General features: G+C 40.8%; 14 protein-coding genes. 6 read left to right on the forward strand and 8 right to left on the reverse strand.

Features of this window, described 5'->3' with window-relative positions; genetic code table 11:
* Nucleotides 1–202 precede the first annotated feature (202 nt).
* The 3 genes from RMX89_RS13920 to RMX89_RS13930 form a co-directional block, all read right to left on the reverse strand.
* Nucleotides 203–628: an anti-sigma regulatory factor gene (locus tag RMX89_RS13920; protein WP_322689339.1), complete on the reverse strand. Its 426-nt coding sequence runs from the start codon at nt 626–628 to the stop codon at nt 203–205.
* 3 nt (nt 629–631) lie between these two features.
* A complete protein-coding gene (locus RMX89_RS13925) occupies nt 632–2,305 on the reverse strand; it encodes a SpoIIE family protein phosphatase (RefSeq protein WP_322683687.1) in 1,674 nt (557 codons plus the stop codon).
* 164 nt (nt 2,306–2,469) lie between these two features.
* Nucleotides 2,470–3,189: a response regulator transcription factor gene (locus RMX89_RS13930; RefSeq protein ID WP_322674845.1), complete on the reverse strand. Its 720-nt coding sequence runs from the start codon at nt 3,187–3,189 to the stop codon at nt 2,470–2,472.
* 424 nt (nt 3,190–3,613) lie between these two features.
* Here RMX89_RS13930 and RMX89_RS13935 point away from each other — a divergent pair, with 424 nt between their 5' ends.
* Together RMX89_RS13935 and ftsE are read left to right on the forward strand one after the other, a co-directional pair.
* Nucleotides 3,614–4,369, forward strand: a complete 756-nt coding sequence (locus tag RMX89_RS13935) for a WecB/TagA/CpsF family glycosyltransferase (RefSeq protein WP_322689340.1) — start codon at nt 3,614–3,616, stop codon at nt 4,367–4,369.
* A 173-nt stretch (nt 4,370–4,542) separates the two neighbouring features.
* Nucleotides 4,543–5,289: a cell division ATP-binding protein FtsE gene (gene ftsE, locus RMX89_RS13940; protein WP_322689341.1), complete on the forward strand. Its 747-nt coding sequence runs from the start codon at nt 4,543–4,545 to the stop codon at nt 5,287–5,289.
* Between the two features lie 116 nt (nt 5,290–5,405).
* Here the strand turns inward: ftsE and RMX89_RS13945 are convergent, their stop codons facing one another.
* Together RMX89_RS13945 and RMX89_RS13950 are read right to left on the reverse strand one after the other, a co-directional pair.
* Complete coding sequence (locus tag RMX89_RS13945; RefSeq protein ID WP_322674842.1) at nt 5,406–6,179, reverse strand: armadillo-type fold-containing protein; 774 nt, start codon at nt 6,177–6,179, stop codon at nt 5,406–5,408.
* A gap of 186 nt (nt 6,180–6,365) precedes the next feature.
* Nucleotides 6,366–6,950: a hypothetical protein gene (locus RMX89_RS13950; protein ID WP_322689342.1), complete on the reverse strand. Its 585-nt coding sequence runs from the start codon at nt 6,948–6,950 to the stop codon at nt 6,366–6,368.
* Nucleotides 6,951–7,563: 613 nt separating this feature from the next.
* Between RMX89_RS13950 and RMX89_RS13955 the strand changes: the two genes are divergently transcribed.
* Nucleotides 7,564–8,460 carry an alpha/beta hydrolase gene (locus RMX89_RS13955; RefSeq protein ID WP_322689343.1) on the forward strand — a complete coding sequence of 299 codons (897 nt, stop codon included), beginning with the start codon at nt 7,564–7,566 and terminating at the stop codon, nt 8,458–8,460.
* Between the two features lie 126 nt (nt 8,461–8,586).
* Here RMX89_RS13955 and RMX89_RS13960 read toward each other — a convergent pair whose 3' ends face one another.
* Entirely contained in the window at nt 8,587–9,120 is a 534-nt protein-coding gene (locus RMX89_RS13960) for a DUF4330 domain-containing protein (RefSeq protein ID WP_322674839.1), read from the reverse strand.
* Nucleotides 9,121–9,606: 486 nt separating this feature from the next.
* Between RMX89_RS13960 and RMX89_RS13965 the strand changes: the two genes are divergently transcribed.
* Complete coding sequence (locus RMX89_RS13965) at nt 9,607–10,470, forward strand: M48 family metallopeptidase (protein ID WP_322689344.1); 864 nt, start codon at nt 9,607–9,609, stop codon at nt 10,468–10,470.
* A 177-nt stretch (nt 10,471–10,647) separates the two neighbouring features.
* On the opposite strand, the gene RMX89_RS13970 is transcribed toward RMX89_RS13965, so the two are convergent.
* Nucleotides 10,648–11,403 (reverse strand): metallophosphoesterase family protein, encoded by a 756-nt coding sequence (locus tag RMX89_RS13970; RefSeq protein WP_322683693.1) that lies wholly within the window; start codon nt 11,401–11,403, stop codon nt 10,648–10,650.
* 270 nt (nt 11,404–11,673) lie between these two features.
* Between RMX89_RS13970 and RMX89_RS13975 the strand changes: the two genes are divergently transcribed.
* Nucleotides 11,674–11,958, forward strand: coding sequence for a DUF2470 domain-containing protein (locus RMX89_RS13975; RefSeq protein WP_322674836.1), 285 nt, complete (start codon nt 11,674–11,676; stop codon nt 11,956–11,958).
* Between the two features lie 465 nt (nt 11,959–12,423).
* Here the strand turns inward: RMX89_RS13975 and RMX89_RS13980 are convergent, their stop codons facing one another.
* The gene (locus RMX89_RS13980; protein WP_322689345.1) at nt 12,424–14,865 is read right to left on the reverse strand and encodes a hypothetical protein; all 2,442 of its coding nucleotides are present in this window, start codon (nt 14,863–14,865) and stop codon (nt 12,424–12,426) included.
* 470 nt (nt 14,866–15,335) lie between these two features.
* Here RMX89_RS13980 and RMX89_RS13985 point away from each other — a divergent pair, with 470 nt between their 5' ends.
* Nucleotides 15,336–16,505 carry a glycosyltransferase family 4 protein gene (locus RMX89_RS13985; protein WP_322689346.1) on the forward strand — a complete coding sequence of 390 codons (1,170 nt, stop codon included), beginning with the start codon at nt 15,336–15,338 and terminating at the stop codon, nt 16,503–16,505.
* The last annotated feature ends 11 nt before the right edge of the window (nt 16,506–16,516 follow it).

Below are 16,516 nucleotides of genomic sequence, written 5' to 3' on the forward strand. Positions count from 1 at the left end.
CTCCTGAGTTTTGAATTTTGAATTCTTCCTCATAAATGCATGACTTGAAAAATAGTAATACCAATTTAAAAAAAGAATGCAATAGATATATACGGACATACCTTTGTTATGTCTGGCTTTCTTAATGCATGAATTTTGTTAGCGTCGGCGGCAAGCGAGTCCGTGAGCGTCATCTTGAATTTTGAATTGGTATAACTTTTGTCTATCGGACTAATTCAGGTAAAGTAGCTTCTAACTTCAGACAGTTGGCACCATTAACCTGCAACTTGTAATCTACTTTATCCATGAGACGATTCATAATCAGCCAACCATAACCACCTTCTTGCTTTTCCAGCGGGTTTGGAGCGTAGTAGTTAGACATGTCAAAGCCTTCGCCGTAGTCCCAAATTTCTAAGGCAAAATCCCGGTTTTTCACTTCTAAACGCAGTAATATGGGTAAATTTGGTTGATCCTTGTGGGCATGACGGACTGCATTAGAATAGGCTTCTACTAAAGCCAGTCTCAAACGACTTGATTGCCGCGACCAATCCACAGATTCCCCTAGCTGAATTTTCAAACATCCCAACAACCAGTTTTCAACAATATTGAGAAAATTCAAATCGCTTGGTACATGAAGCTCACTTTTCATGACTTATAAAATCTCCAGTGAAAGTATAGTTTGATCGTCTTCTTGAACGTGATTATCTGCCTGGATGCGAGCTAGTAAATGGTTAAGAGAAAGTGGTTGTTCCTCTTGTTGTAAGAGTTGCCAAAGACCATCTTGATTCAGCATCGAACGGTTTAATGACTCAACCCCAACCTCAGTTTTTACTGTTGAATCAGGATTATTTGATACCATTGCTTCTGTAATTCCATCGCTGGCTAGTAACAATGTGTCTCCAGCAGCGAGAACCAAGCGACCAGACTGTGCCTGCCACTTAGGCAAAATCCCCAAAGGAACGCTGCGAACTTTCAGGTAATTGGGATTTTCGGCTAAAGCACCTTGGCGTGACCATAATATTGGGTAAATATGACCGGCATTGGTGTAGACCAGTTCTTTTGTGCTTGGGGTATAACAAGCTAACACAAGAGTGACAAAATAATTGTTGCTAATTAAATCTTCACTGAGAGCGTGGTTGAGGTTCTGCATAACCACATTCGGCTCTGCTGGTGTCTCTTGAGATAATTCTCGGCGTAAAACTGAAATAATACTAGCCATAAATAAAGCTGCTGGGACGCCCTTGCCAGAAACGTCACCCACTGCCAACCACAAGTCGCCTTTAGGATGGACAAAAACTTCAAAAAAATCGCCTCCTACTTCACGCGCCGGATAGCAGCAAGCTTGTACCTTCACACCTTTAATGTCAGGTAAGCTTTGGCGTAGCAGGTTGTATTGAATTTGGCGAGCCACCTCTAACTCAGTGTGAATCTGCTGTTGCTTTTCTTGGAGGCGTTGGTAGAGTTTTGCCTGGGAGAGGGCTAAGGCTGCTTGTTCGGCAACACCTGCAATTAGTTGGATGTCTTCGTCTTCCCAAGGGCGATCGCGTCCCCATTGGTGGAGGGTTAGCACAGCCAACAGATGCTGATGGTAGCTAAGTGGCACAACTAGGTGATGACCAGGATTACCGTTATATATATCTTGAGCGAGTTGATAATGACGGGTTTCCAGCACTTTTTCGATTAAAACACTGGAGTCGAAAAAGGAATCTAATACATCAGATTTCGGATCGCGGTAGAAAAACTCGTCTTGTGTAAGGCGATCGCCCTCCACTGGTTTGAGCAAGCAACTGGTAGCTTCAAATGTTTCTCCAATAGTTGCGACAATTTTTTGCAGCATACTATCGTAGTCTAAAGATTCCCGAATCGCTGTTGTTACCGCATTAAACAAAGATTCTCGCCGTAGGGATCGACGTAATTCTTGGGTGCGCTTCTTAACTAGGCGATATGTATCAGTAGCTTGCTCAACTAAACTTCTCAGCCGTTCTGGATTCCAGGGTTTGGTAATGTACTTGAATACCTGACCGGAGTTAATCGCATCTACCAAATCTTCGACATCAGTAAAACCAGTTAACAAAATCCGAATCGTGTCTGGAAAGCGCTCTACGGTGCGACTAAAAAATTCAGTCCCATTCATTTCTGGCATTCTTTGGTCAGAAATAATTACCGCCATTTCGCCAAATTGATCCAAGGTTTCCAAAGCACCAAAGGCATGATTGGCTTTATATACTTGAAAATCTCGCCTAAAAGTGCGGTAGAGTAAATCTAGGTTATCTGGCTCATCATCTACCACCATGAGCTTAAGTTTGTCCGTACCAATCTCAGCCATATTTGACTTTTGTTTTTATATATTTGAATGGCGAGATAACATGATGTTTATCCCACCTAATAAATAAGAGAAAATTAGAGAAGCCATTCACTTTGAAAATATAACTTTTCAGGCGTTGTAAGTTTCCCTTGATTATTCTCAATCGATCCACACCAAAATTAAATTTATCCAACTAACCCAGAACGCAAGGCGCGGACTGCTGCTTGGGTACGGTCATCGGCACATAGCTTATTCAAAATATTGCGAACGTGAGTTTTAACAGTGCCAACTGTGATGTAAAGTCTTTCCGCAATTACTGCATTACTACAACCTTCGACAATCAACTGTAACACTTCCAATTCCCTTTCTGTCAGGGTGTAAGGTTGAATTTCTTCCAGATTCTCAAAAGAATCAGGGTTAGGAGCAATAGTCTTGGAATCGACCAAAGCCGATTCCAACTTTTGAGGATTTTGTTGCGCTTGTTGTAATACAATCCGAGCGATCGCTGGATCGATCCAGGCGTTGCCATTGTAAGTTACTCGTACTGCTTCCAGCAAATTATCAAATTTGATATCTTTCATACAGTAAGAGTCTGCACCAGCGGCAAAAGCTGCCAACACCGCTTCTTTGTTATCCCGCAACGTCAAAATTAACACTTTTGTAAGTAGCTGCTGGCCATTAGTAGTAGATTTTACCTCCCGTGTTAACTCAATGCCATCCTTATCTGGTAAACCAATATCGACAATGGCAATATCTGGTTGTAGCATTTTTAACATTTTTAGACCCTCAGCAGCATTAGCAGCTTCACCTACAACTTCAATTTCATCCTTTTGCTGTAGTGCTGTACGAATACCCACACGAGTTAGGTCATGGTCTTCAATCAGAGCGATACGAATTTTACTCATAGCCAACTTCAGCCCGTTACACTATAACCATAAAGTCGAGTTTCGTGACATACTCCCACACTAGCTGCAAGCAGTATAGTGGGAGCTTCTATTCCCGGAACCAGAGTTGCGAGTTGAGCGTTTTATACTGAGTGAATATTACACTTTAACAATAAAAGTTGGACTGGTTCAGCCCAAGTACAAGCGCCCAAGATTAATAGACAAAGGAGTGAAATTAATTATGTGTTATCTAAAACCCTTATATATTACGTAGCAGGGCTGCGTATATACATTCTTGTTCACTATTATGTCTATTTAGTTTAATTATGCTTACTCTCGTTGCAGGGCAAAGGGGAATCTCTTTTGCCTAAGTTCTAATATAAAAAAATTTGATAAACTTAACATTCATGCAAAATCTGGTGTGAGTATTACTTAAGAATAGGCTATGTCTAACGGCAATCAAGCATTTTCAGTGTTGGGAATACCAGTTCATGTGATGGCTGACTATCCAGGCTGGTTGTTAGAATGCCTGCACACAGGCAGAGGAACTCATGTCGTAACGCTCAATGCAGAAATGACTATGCAGGCAGAGCGAAATCAATTATTAGCTCAGGTGATTAAAAATGCTGAACTGGTGATTCCAGATGGAGCTGGGGTTGTTCTGTATTTACGATGGCTGTTATGGCAAAAAGTGCAGCGTTTTCCAGGGATTGAATTAGCAGAAAAACTTTTGCAAGCACTTGGGCAACAAAAGACAGGGACAAAAATATTTTTCTATGGAGGAGCGCCTGGAGTAGCAGCAAATGCGGCAGATTTTTGGCAGCAGCAAATTCCAGGTTTGAATATAGTCGGCACTCACTCAGGCTACCATTCTCCAGAAGAAGAAGCACAATTGCGACAAACTCTGGCTCAATTGCAGCCACAAGTGATTTTTGTTGGTTTGGGAGTGCCGCGTCAAGAGTTATGGATTGCCGAAAACCGCCATTTGTGTCCCCAAGCAATTTGGATTGGCGTTGGTGGCAGTTTTGATATTTGGTCGGGAACTAAAACTCGCGCTCCCGCTTGGTTAGGAAATAATAATTTGGAATGGTTGTATCGCCTTTATCAAGAACCTTGGCGCTGGCGGCGGATGTTGGCTTTGCCAGCGTTTGCGGTGAAAGCGTGTGTTTATCGTTTGACAGCCAAGGGTGCAATTAGTTAACAGTGCTGAGTGCTGAGTGTTCTTACTTAGTTAGTATTAAAGTCTTGAAAAAATTTTAAATTTTCTTTGTTGAAATTTAAATTCCCAGGCAAAACCTGGGAATCCTTATTTTGGGGAGAATGTCACATCTAAGCAGCAAATTGTTTGGTTGTGGGTATGAGGAAAGTTTAACAATGCCAGTATTAACAACTCAAGTTAAGAAAGACTTTTCTGTTCATGGAGAGGACAGTGAAACTCAACAGCACGGTAGCAATACTACTACAAAGGTACAATTGCAATCTGTAACCAAGACTTATGCTAACGGCACTCACGCCTTATTGAATGCAAACCTTGAGGTCAAAAAGGGAGAATTTCTGTTTATCACGGGGCCAAGTGGTTCTGGAAAATCAACGCTCTTGAAACTGCTGTATGGCCAGGAGTTGCCTACACAGGGAGAAGTAATTGTTGATGAATGTAATGTAGCGGATTTGCGGGGCGATCGCTTGTCATTATTGCGGCGACGAATTGGTATTGTGTTTCAAGACTACAAATTGATTACCCAACGAACAGTAGCAGAAAATGTCACTTTTGTGCTGCAAGCTCAAGGGTATACCCGTAAAGAAATTCAACGACGTTTAGAACCAACCTTAAAGCTAGTAGGTTTGCTGAGTAAAGCTGACTGTTTTCCAGATCAACTGTCTGGAGGAGAACAGCAACGGGTGAGTATTGCCCGTGCGATCGTTGGTACACCACCCCTACTGTTGGCCGATGAGCCGACTGGAAATCTCGATCCAGATAATTCCTGGCAAGTAATCCAGATTCTCCAGAAGTTAAATTCCTTTGGGGCTACGGTGATTGTTACCACCCACGATGAACAATTGGTACGGCGCTGCAATCATCCGATAGTGCAAGTTCGCAATGGAACGTTGTCTCGAAAATAAGTGTTGGGCATGGGGCATTGGGCATTGGGCATTGGGCATTGGGCATTGGGCATTAATTAGGACTAGTCGTTTAACCAAGGACAAATGACAAATGACAAATGACAAATGACAAATAACTAATAAACGTGATGTTTGACTTTTGATGATACGGGTACGAAAGGTACTGGTGTTTTGAGGGGTAGTACTTGTAGGCGATCGCAGGCTTGTAAACTCTTAAAAGCTGCCTCTCGCACTACAACTTCTTCCTCTCGACTGAGTAGGAGTTGCAAGCATTGGACAATATCTTGCTGCACTGAAGAGTCAACTCGCTTACGGCTGATGAATTTACTTAGTTGACCTAGAGCAATCAACCGCTTCAATGGATCTTTTTCTGTTAAATTCATCAACAAGCGATCGAGGTGGTCTTCTTCTCGATTTTCATAGAAGTTGACAATTTGCCATACCAATAAAATTAAAGTTAACAGGGTTCCCACAGCTTGCGCGATCGCACCAGCAGCAATCCAGTGACTGTGAGAGTCGACCCATATTGCCGCTGCCATGTAAGTGCTGACAGTAGCAATACCGCCACTGATAACTGCTAAAACTAACCGACGATTTGAACTATTTAAGAACTTACGTATTTTAGACCAGCGCAATTGCCAGTCCCACTCTTGCATTGAGTAAACCAATACCATTACTCCAATGCCGATAAAAAGAGCCAGTAGCAGTTTCCAGTTCCACAACAACATGGCAATGATAATTGTCAGGAACCCAAGAAAGCCCCCAGGGCCAGAGAAACGTTTAAATGTTTGCTGCTTTATGGCTCCCTTTGTCTTGAATTTTGGAAGCGACCAGTTCCAGTTGGGGATTTGGTTGATCAATTGCTGCCAAGAAGACGAAGCCTGTGCCACAGTGTTTACCTACTTGATTATGAAATTACCTATTGTATAAGTTTTACTATGGATGAAGAAAGAATGAAGGCTCAAATCACAAAATGCCCGATTTTATAGACAGATAGTAGACTAATACAGCACAGCGCCAATTAACATACCATTTTCAATCGCTCAGAGCAAGGGCATTTTGTACGTAAGTCTTAATTAAAGACAAAAACGAAAGTTATCAAGGGTGAATTGCCCATCAAAAGTACAAAAGGTAACGCTGTGAATGTTATTCACATTTATAGATAATAAGGTATTGGGGGAAATTGCCGAATCGGAATTGGCAAGATTAGAGCCTGGTAGTGCAGTTTGAGCGAGTAGTTGCCGATCGCGATCGTAAGCGGAAAGCACTAGCCGTTGCGAACTAGTGACAAAGGCGCTAACCGAGTTCACGGGATGCAAGAAAGTAGCTTCTAAAAATCCGCTTTTGGGCGCTCCCATTAAGACTATTAGCCCTGAATAGGTTGGAAATGCTGGATTTGATGGCTGTATTGCTAGACAATTGTGAAAAATGACTCCCCAACGTTCATATTGGCGCTCTACTGCTTCAAAACACTTCAAGTCTTCTAGGTCTAAACAAATACAAGTAGGTACAGTAAGTCTGGCAGTATCAAGAGCTGGTTCGACCTCTCCCCGCCTAGCTGAAGCTTTAATTTCGTTTTGTATATTCAAGTTGTCAAGCGCAAATTTAGCATCTTCAATCGTTGGTAGTTTATTTGATTGAAGAGTAGCCTGCTTTACCATGACATCCCGCCTTACTATTACTTAGATAAAAATCAGATTAGTTGATACATCAAAAGCTGTAATTTATACATATATAAGTAGAATTAACAGCTTATTAAAATAAGCGTTTTAACTATTTTTGACGTGTTGACGCTCAAAATTATTTATCGGTTTTTTGATAGACTACCATAAAAACTTATGCTGGATTCACGCTGGAGCGATCCTCGCTACCATGAAAAACCCTTATAAAACAGTAATTTCAACGTTCCGTTACTTTATTTTTATGAAAAAAAGCACCAAATCTTTACAAGTAATTCAGTAATTTTATATCTACTTAATCTGACGCTAGCGAGAAGTCTGAGAGTGATTGGTTCGCTGATAATAACAATGAGTGGGGAGTTTGAACTAGACACATGAACAGTGCTGAGTGAAAAGACTGCCTACAAAGGACGTTGCTCTTACTAAGTACACAAATATTAAGTGCTTTTTAATTTACTCAGCACTGAATGCGGTAAACATCTAGGGTGACTAAAGGGGAGGCGGAGAAATTATCGAATCTTCTCTTCGTGCGCCTGCGCCCCAGGTATCGTGTCTTACTTGTGCCAACGAATCACTACAGTCAACAAAAAAACTTATGCTTCAACCACTAGGATTTGAACAACGCTCTATAAATACCTCACTAGGTAGAATGGTATATTATACTGCTGCTGGAGCGCCTTGGGAGGATAATGTGACTGCCAAAGACGATCGCGAAACTTTGGTATTCTTGCACGGCTTTGGTGGTGGATCTTCTGCTTATGAGTGGTCGAAAGTTTATCCGGCTTTTGCGGCTGAATATCGGGTCATTGCGCCAGATTTGCTCGGTTGGGGTAGGTCTGAACATCCAGCACGGAGTTATAAAATTGAGGATTATTTGATTACGATTCGGGAGTTTTTCGAGCAGACTTGTACTGGGCCAGTAACAGCGATCGCTTCTTCTTTGACCGCAGCATTTACAATTCAGGTAGCAGCAAATCATCCTGATTTATTTAAGTCTTTAATTCTTACTACCCCCGCCGGACTTTCTGACTTTGGCGAAGACTACTCTAGGAGTTTTTTTGCCCAGTTAGTTAGCGTTCCCATTGTCGATCGTTTACTTTACAGCACTGGAATTGCTACTAGTGGTGGTATTCGCAGCTTTTTAGAACAACGGCAATTTGCTCAATCCAATCGAGTTTACGAAGAAATTGTAGATGCTTATCTAGAATCTGCCCAACAACCTAATGCTGAGTATGCAGCACTGTCCTTTGTACGTGGCGATTTGTGCTTTGATTTATCCCTTTACATTCAACAATTAGTCACTCCCACTGCGATTATTTGGGGACAAAAGTCGCAATTTACAGGTCCCTCAATTGGTCGCCGCCTTGCTGAAATCAATCCCTTAGCGATCCGATTTTTTCAACAGTTGGAAGATGTCGGATTGACACCACAGTTAGAATTGCCAGCAGTGACAATTGGGTTAATTCGCAAATTTTTGCCTTTGCTTAATTAACATGAGTAGTAGAGACGCAAAATTGGACTGGGCTTTCGCCTTGCTTTCCTAACGCGTCTCTACATTCTTTTTCAGCAGATGTTTAATAAGATTTCTAGAGAAAATATTATCAACAAAAGTGATATACTATTTGTCTTTCAATCTGATATCAATGACAGTTGCATTGAAGTTGTAGTTAAAGCCTTCTAACTCAAATGGCATCCCAATTTTCACTTTACTGTTACCCAAAACTGGCCCGCTTTCAGTAACTTGGGCTTTACCATCTAAAGTCAAAAGAAAATCTGCACTATAATTGTTTCTTTTTGGATCTGGCAGTTCTTTAACAGTACCATCCGGTTGGAAGACATTGATTGTTCTAGGTAGCTGTTGAATAGATTTAATTTCAATCTGTCCGTATGGCTGATTGCGGATAATCACATTGGTTTTTCCACCCTTTTTTAAACCATTGTCGATTAATTTTTCCGGGTCGCGTACATTCAAACCACGAACTACTAAGTCTACTTCTATGGGTACTGTTTTCGCACCAACTTGGGCAACAGAACCAGAAGTGCCAGGAAAAATAAAGATGCCAAAGATAACTAGCAAAATTACCAGTAAAGCACCTAAATCTAGGAGATTGATTTTGCCAAACAAGCGACCTTTTGAATCTAAAATAGCCATAAAAAGTTTTCCGAGTTAATAACGAAGTAATGGATTGTAGCTAGAAAGTTTACGATGGAAACAGTAATTTCCCCTATTTGGTAATAACTCAAAGTATTCAAGGGTTGCAGTTATGCGACAGTTTATCACGAGTTCGTAATTTCCGAAGAGTCGGCAGCTAACCCTGAAAATTTTACCTGTTATAGCAGATTTCAAGGAAAGTAAGGTACACAAGCTCGCGTCTGTTACCCATATATAAAGCGTGTTTGACTCTTGAATTCTGAATTCTGCTGTAATACTTACGCACCTAGAAAGTAAAATCTAGTGTTTAGGGCTATCTCTAGAGAGAATCTCTAGCCTCCCGCAGTTCGGTCGATTTGAGTCAAGATTATCTGTATAACAACTCCTTTGATATTGAGTTAAGAATGCAACTTAGAATACTCTAAATCCGTCTCATAATTTGTCCCCTCATTTTATGTTCTTCCAAAATAATCTTCAAAGCGTATTATGTTCAATTGGAAAGGTTTTGCTGCAAATTACCGTGTATGGCGGCGTCGCTGGTTTTATCCCCTAATTTCAGTGGTAGTCGCCCTGAGTCTGTGCCTGAGTACACCCTTGCCTGGAAGAACTTTAGATTTCTTACCTCTTTTACTCCAAGGAGTTCAGGCATTTCAGCTTTCTAATATATCCCCTAATCAAGAAGTTGATCTTGGTAAGCAGATTAATCAGGAATTGGTCGGCAGTCAAGTCCGACTTTACCGCAATCCCGAAGTGAATCGTTATGTAGAACAAGTTGGTCGGCGTTTAGCAGCGAATAGCGATCGCCCCGATCTCCCCTATACTTTTCAGATAGTTGAGGATGACGCTATTAACGCCTTTGCGACCTTGGGCGGCTATGTATATGTCCACACGGGTTTGCTGAAAACCGCAGACAATGAAGCGGAACTCGCAAGTGTACTCGCCCATGAAATCGGTCATATTGGCGGGAAACACGTAGTCAAGCAGATGCAGCAAAAAGCCCTCGAAAGCGGTCTATTAACGGCGGCTGGCTTAGATCGAAATTCCGCAGTGCAAATTGGTGTACAGTTAGCGCGAGACTTACCACGCAGTCGTAAAAACGAATTTGAGGCCGATCAAAGAGGACTACGAACTTTGACACGTACTGGTTATGCCCAGTCAGCAATGGTCTCTTTTATGCAAAAGCTGCTGAAAAAGGGTGGTTCCAGTCCGACATTTTTGAGTACACACCCCGGAACCAGCGATCGCATTGATGCCCTCAGACGTGCAATTAACTCTCAACCTAGTAATGGAAAATCTGGCTTGGATAATGCTAGTTATAAAGCAAATATTCGACCATTAGCGAAGTCTTAAGGAAATTGGGAAAGAGGAGATAGAAGTCAGGAGGCAGGAGGCAGAAGGCAGGAGTTAGGAGGCAGGAGGCAGTATTTCGACTACGCTCAACAACCAGGCAGGGGGCAGAAGTTCTTTAATTTTGAATTTTAAATTTTGAATTTTTAATTGATTTCTCCCCCTCATTTCAAATATTCCTCAATTCCTATTGCGGCGATCGACTTTAATTTTGGCTGGATCGACTGTACTTACAACCTCTTCTAAAGGCAGGGTACGGATATAGTTTTTAAAGATATTAACTTGATAAACCAACTGATTTGTCACATCTAGTCCAGTCAACCAGCCACTGCGGGGATGATAAGCGCCAGTATCTATGTCTAGCCATCCCTTTCCTTGTGCCAGTTTACCAGGAGAAACACCCGGCAGGGTAAAGGTAATGGTGTGACCGATGATAATTTGTTTATCTGGAAAGTAGGGTTTTTCAATACTGTGAAATTCCTCTCGTATCCAGCACAGTTCATCGGCAGTTTGTTCTGTCACAGATTTGGAAGGGTCAACACCAGCATGAGTTAACCAAATATCTCCCAAGTCAATGTATGTAGGCAAAGCTTTTAACCAATCCAGATGGTCATCAGGAATGGGAGCCTCTTGGTAACTGGCCACGGTAGCTTGCCCTCCCCCAAACAGCCATGCTTGCATGGTCGAGGAGGAAGTCCTTTCATTCGTCAGAATGCTTAATAACATCTGCTCATGATTTCCCAACAAACATGGGTAGTTATTTTGTTTGACAAAATTAACTACTTGTGCGCTATGAGGGCCGCGATCGATTAAGTCTCCCAGAAAATAGACTCGATCTTCTGACGTGGGGGCGATCGCCTCCAACAGTGTCATTAAACCTTCATAGTGTCCATGCACATCCCCAATTACAATTCGTCTGGGGCTAATTTCGCTCATTGTCTCTTAGCTGCAATAGTTTTGGCTAATACTTCTGCTACAGTTTACGCTGTCTGGTTTCCGCAATGAAAGGTAAAAATACTGGATAATGCTTATTTTAATTTAATTTTTGTACCAGTAATAAACTTAACTTATCAAATATATACAACAGCAATTGTTTTTCAGATATAACTTATAATAACGATGGCGTAAGACTAGCTTTTTCTGCTAATTTAAACTACTTAGCCGAGAATTTAGGCTCTTGCCATATTCATCATTTTTAAGTTCACAATGTCTAATGGTTTTTCTGCTGAAATTAGTTCGCGCATCTGCAAGCACATGAATGACGATCATGCTGATGCTGTAGTTATTTATGCTAAAGCTTTTGGTGGTGTCACAGATGCGAATGCAGCCGAAATGCTGTCAATTGATGCACAGGGTATGGATTTAACAGCGCAAGTAAATGGGGAAACTGTACCAGTTCGCATTCAATTCGATCGTGTTTTAGTAGATGCGGAAGATGCTCATCAAACTTTGATTGCAATGGTGAAGCAGGCGCGGGTTCAGACTAAATAAGAAATGACAAAATAATTGACACTAAATCTGCGATACATTTAATCGCATATTTTTGTATATACGAATCCGATTTGATTTCTGAACTGATTTGCGTAGGTAGGCAATAGGCAAGGGGAAAGAAAGCTTCCTAGTTGTACTGAGTTTTTTCAGAAATAAAATACTAGTTCTATAGCAATACTGAATCATTTGTGAAAAACAAAATCCCCGACTCTGTAAAAGTTGTCGGGAATCTGTGGCTTGGTTAAGCTTAGAGGATGTTTTAAAAGTCATGATTAATGTATCAAATATTTCTTTACCCCACCCTAACCCTCCCCGATATATTGGGGAGGAAACCGGATTTTCTTGTTTCCCACCTTTATAAGGGGGGATTAAGGGGGGTAAGAATTCGATTAAAGTCACAGCTAACTACTTTTAAAACATCCTTTTAGAGTCAAAGCTGTGTTATATCGTAATTAGTGTAAATACTCACCCCGCCAGCCGATACATAATCACTTTTCCTTTCCAATTTTCTTCTACAAATACTAGATGCTCACCATTGGAACGCCGAAAAGCGCGAATACCGTAGGGTATATCAATCCAGCCACTTTCGCTGCCAACTTCTGGGCCTGGTTTTAACTGTTGTACTTGCGCTCCGGTTTTGGCATTGTAGACATATACCTCTGCGGTTTTGACTGTCACGGCAAATACATAGTCTTCCGTGACACTGATTGCTGCTGTAGACACTTCACGCTTCCCGGTGCTGTCGTAGGGAATTACAATCCGCCATTTAGGAGTACGATTTCCTTTACTCCAATTGTCAAAACGGGCAATCTCAGATCCAGCAACTCCAGCATCGTCACTAAATGCAGGGCGATCTACCGTAAAACCTGACAAATACATACTATCTGTTTCAGGGAAATATTCGATCCGGCGCAAGTCGTTAAATATTTTGGGAGTAGTTTGCTTTTCCATCGAACTATAGCTGTAGATGGGGTTGCCTTTAGGATCTATTCCCTGTAAAGAATAATGTCGAATGCCATCTTCTGTTCGCAAAGCTTTCCAAACATCTCCTTTGCTGTCTACCCACCAGCCACCGAGATAAGGATAATCTTTACTGCGATCGTATTCGTTCTTTTCAAATTTGCCATTACCGTTGCGATCGCGCCAGATCCATTCTCCTTTTTCTGGTTGATGCGGTGGCCAATTTCCGGTGATAAATGGTTTATCTGCGCTATTAGTACCAACAAACATGCCGGCGGGGATAGCAACTTTACCATCAGTGGCTGAATTAAAACGATATATTTGCAGAAAGCTGTTATACATATCTGTGAGGAACAAAAACGGCTTCCCTTGAATGCGGCGAACAAAGGTTCCATCTGGAGATGTATGCAGACGTGGATCTTGAGGATATTTGAAAGCATTTAAGGTGTAGGCTTTGTAATTCCATTGCTTACCAGCAGCCTGATTGTAATCCATCAGATAGTGTTCTTGTTTGGTGAATAAATCGACACCATCAGTTTTAGGATCGGCATCTGCATTATCGACGAATATCAATCCCAGCGATCGCCACATTAGTTTTCCCGATGGCGAAAATTTCCGCAAATCTGTTCCTGATTTGTTGAAACCATTACTATTTATATAGATATTGCCGGAAGCATCTGTACCGACTCCGGTAAGTCCGTAAAGTTTCAAATCTCGAACTTCACCAGGAACTCCTGCATAGATACCGCCTTTAGTGCCAAAACTACTCACCTGCACTGGCCGATCTTTGATCTCATAAGTCAACATTTGCTGACGCGGGCCATTTTCTGCTACTAACAGCTTACCTTGATGATTAATAGCGATCGCAGTTGGTTCGACGATATCTGCAATCTGTTGGGGCAATTGCTTTCCACTTTGGGAATAATGTAAAATTTTTGCAGGTTTACTACCATTTTTGCTTTGAATAATCCACAGATTTTTTTGTGAATCGATAGTTATTGCTCCCGGATTAGCAACGGCAAAGCTGCGAAGTTTCTTCATCGTATCAGTATCATAAACACGAATCTGGTTAGCAGCAGAATCACTTACATACAACTCGCTTCCCACAGTTGCTAATCCAGTAACTTCACTTTTAGTACTGGTAATCAACATACTTTTATCCCAACCACGCCCATTCGGAAACGGCGCGGGTTTTCCTGATAAATCATAGCGTCTAACGCTATACCAAGTTGTTCCTTCTGGTGGATAATCTTCTTTTGTATCGCCCCTCGAACCTTGAGTCATGGCAATGTAAACATATTTACTATTTGCGGTTACAGCTTTGCCACCGCCACGACTCCAGCCGTGAGTATCCCCAAGGGCAGCAATAACCTTACCATCTTTATATATTCCTGCCTCCATTGCCGCCTCATCCCAATGACTGTTGGTATAAACTGTGCCATCAGGAGCAACATACATGCCCTCAATATTGTTTTGTACCCGCAGATTTCCACTACCAATAGTGTTACCTATCCACGATGTTTTGTAGTTCAGCGCGGCTGTTTCAGTATTGTTTTGTACCCGCAGATTTTCACTGCCAATAGTATTACTTATTGGCGACATTTTGTGTGTAAGTATGGGTATTTCAGTATTGTTTTTTACCCACACATGTTCGCTGACAATAGTATTATTTGTTGATGAGATTTTATGTTTAAGCGGGTGTATTTCAGTATTATTTTGTACCCGAATATTTTCGCTGCCAATAGTATTATGTGTAAGCGTGCGTGTTCCAGTTGTTGCCCAGTCTGTTGTAATTCCAAGGGTAGTAACAATAACTCCAATAGTCAGACTGAGTAAAAAGTTGAAAGTTTTATTTCTTTGTAAATATTTAGTATTAGATAGTTTTTTGATGTACTGATTGAGATAATGACGGAGTTTTTTGAACTGCGTCAGTAATTTATTTGTCATATAATTTTCAGGTTTTAATTATTTATATACAATCATTGTTTATGAAATCCGTAAAAAAATACAACTATTTTTAAGTGGTTAATATCCGGTCTACGTTTGGGTTGCAACAAAAATGGATATAGTCGAGTAAAGGTATTAATATTTACTTATTTTTACATCATAATAGTAAGCATTAATACAAAAATCTTCTATGTTTCTTGCTTTATACCAGCTTTGCTTCCTCCCTATATAGCATTCACATTTCTGAATTGATAGGTATCATATATAGCTATATCAGTGTTATCTGGTTAATAAAAACACAGGTTTAAATCCTTGTTGACGTTGATATATAAATAGTTTATAAATTGATTTTATATACAAAAATTATTATTGGTAATGTGTACTCATAAATTCTATTGATTCAGGTTTAGATACAGATGTAAAAGCGCAGAGATATGCGCTTGTTTTAGTATATTTATAGGCGATACATAGTGGAAAATAAACTAGAAAACTTTACTTCATCATCTGCATCTATTCTCACTCTGGGATTAGGCTGGTTTCCCAAAAGTCCCGGAGGATTAGAAAGGTATATTTATGAACTAACTCATAAATTAGCAGCAAATCAAGACCAGATTGAATTATGTGGAATTGGTCTACCAGAGGCTGAGATAAATTCGCCCATTAAGCTGACTAACTTGGCGAGTCCCGATAGTGCTATTTGGCAAAGATTATGGTCAATTCGCACGAATTTCCAGAAAACAAGAACTAGCAAACCAGATGCTATTAATTTGCACTTTGCATTATACAGCTTTCCTCTTTTAGATATTTTGCCAAAGGGAGTACCAGTTACTTTTAACTTTCATGGCCCTTGGGCTTCTGAAAGTCAGCAAGAGGTAGTTAATAAAAATCTCAGTCTTTTAATCAAGCACTGGTTAATAGAAAAAAACACTTATAATCGTTGCGATCGCTTCATTGTTTTGAGCAAAGCATTTGGGAAAATTTTACACGATAAATATCAAGTATCGTGGAGCAAAATTCATGTTATTCCCGGTGGAGTTGATATTAACTGGTTTCAACCAAATTTATCACCCCAAGAGGCTTGTGCAAAGCTAGGTTGGCCTACTAATCGCCGGATTATATTTACATCACGCCGCTTAGTGCATCGAACGGGAGTTGACAAATTATTGCAAGCTCTAGCTATAATTAAGCCCAGAATACCAGATGTTTGGCTAGCGATCGCAGGTCGCGGTCACATTCAAGCTGCACTACAACAACAGGCTACAGAATTAGGACTAGAAGACAACGTTAAATTTTTAGGTTTTCTTCCTGATGAACAATTACCTATAGCTTATCAAGCTGCTGAATTGACTATTATGCCTAGCCAATCTTTTGAAGGATTTGGATTAGTAATAGTTGAGTCTCTAGCCTGTGGTACTCCTGTTTTATGTACTCCAGTTGGGGGAATGCCAGAAATTTTATCAGAATTTTCACCCGATTTAATTACTACTTCAACAGAAGCATCAGCCATTGCTGAAAAATTAGAGCAAGTGCTTTTGGGTAATCTCCCCATACCTTCACAATCGGCCTGTCGCCACTATGCTACCACACACTACGACTGGAATCAAATTGCCCAGCAAGTACGGAATGTTTTATTAACTTAAACAAGTAAGTT

The sequence above is a fragment of the Nostoc sp. DedSLP04 genome, from assembly GCF_034530775.1.
Lineage (GTDB): Bacteria > Cyanobacteriota > Cyanobacteriia > Cyanobacteriales > Nostocaceae > Nostoc.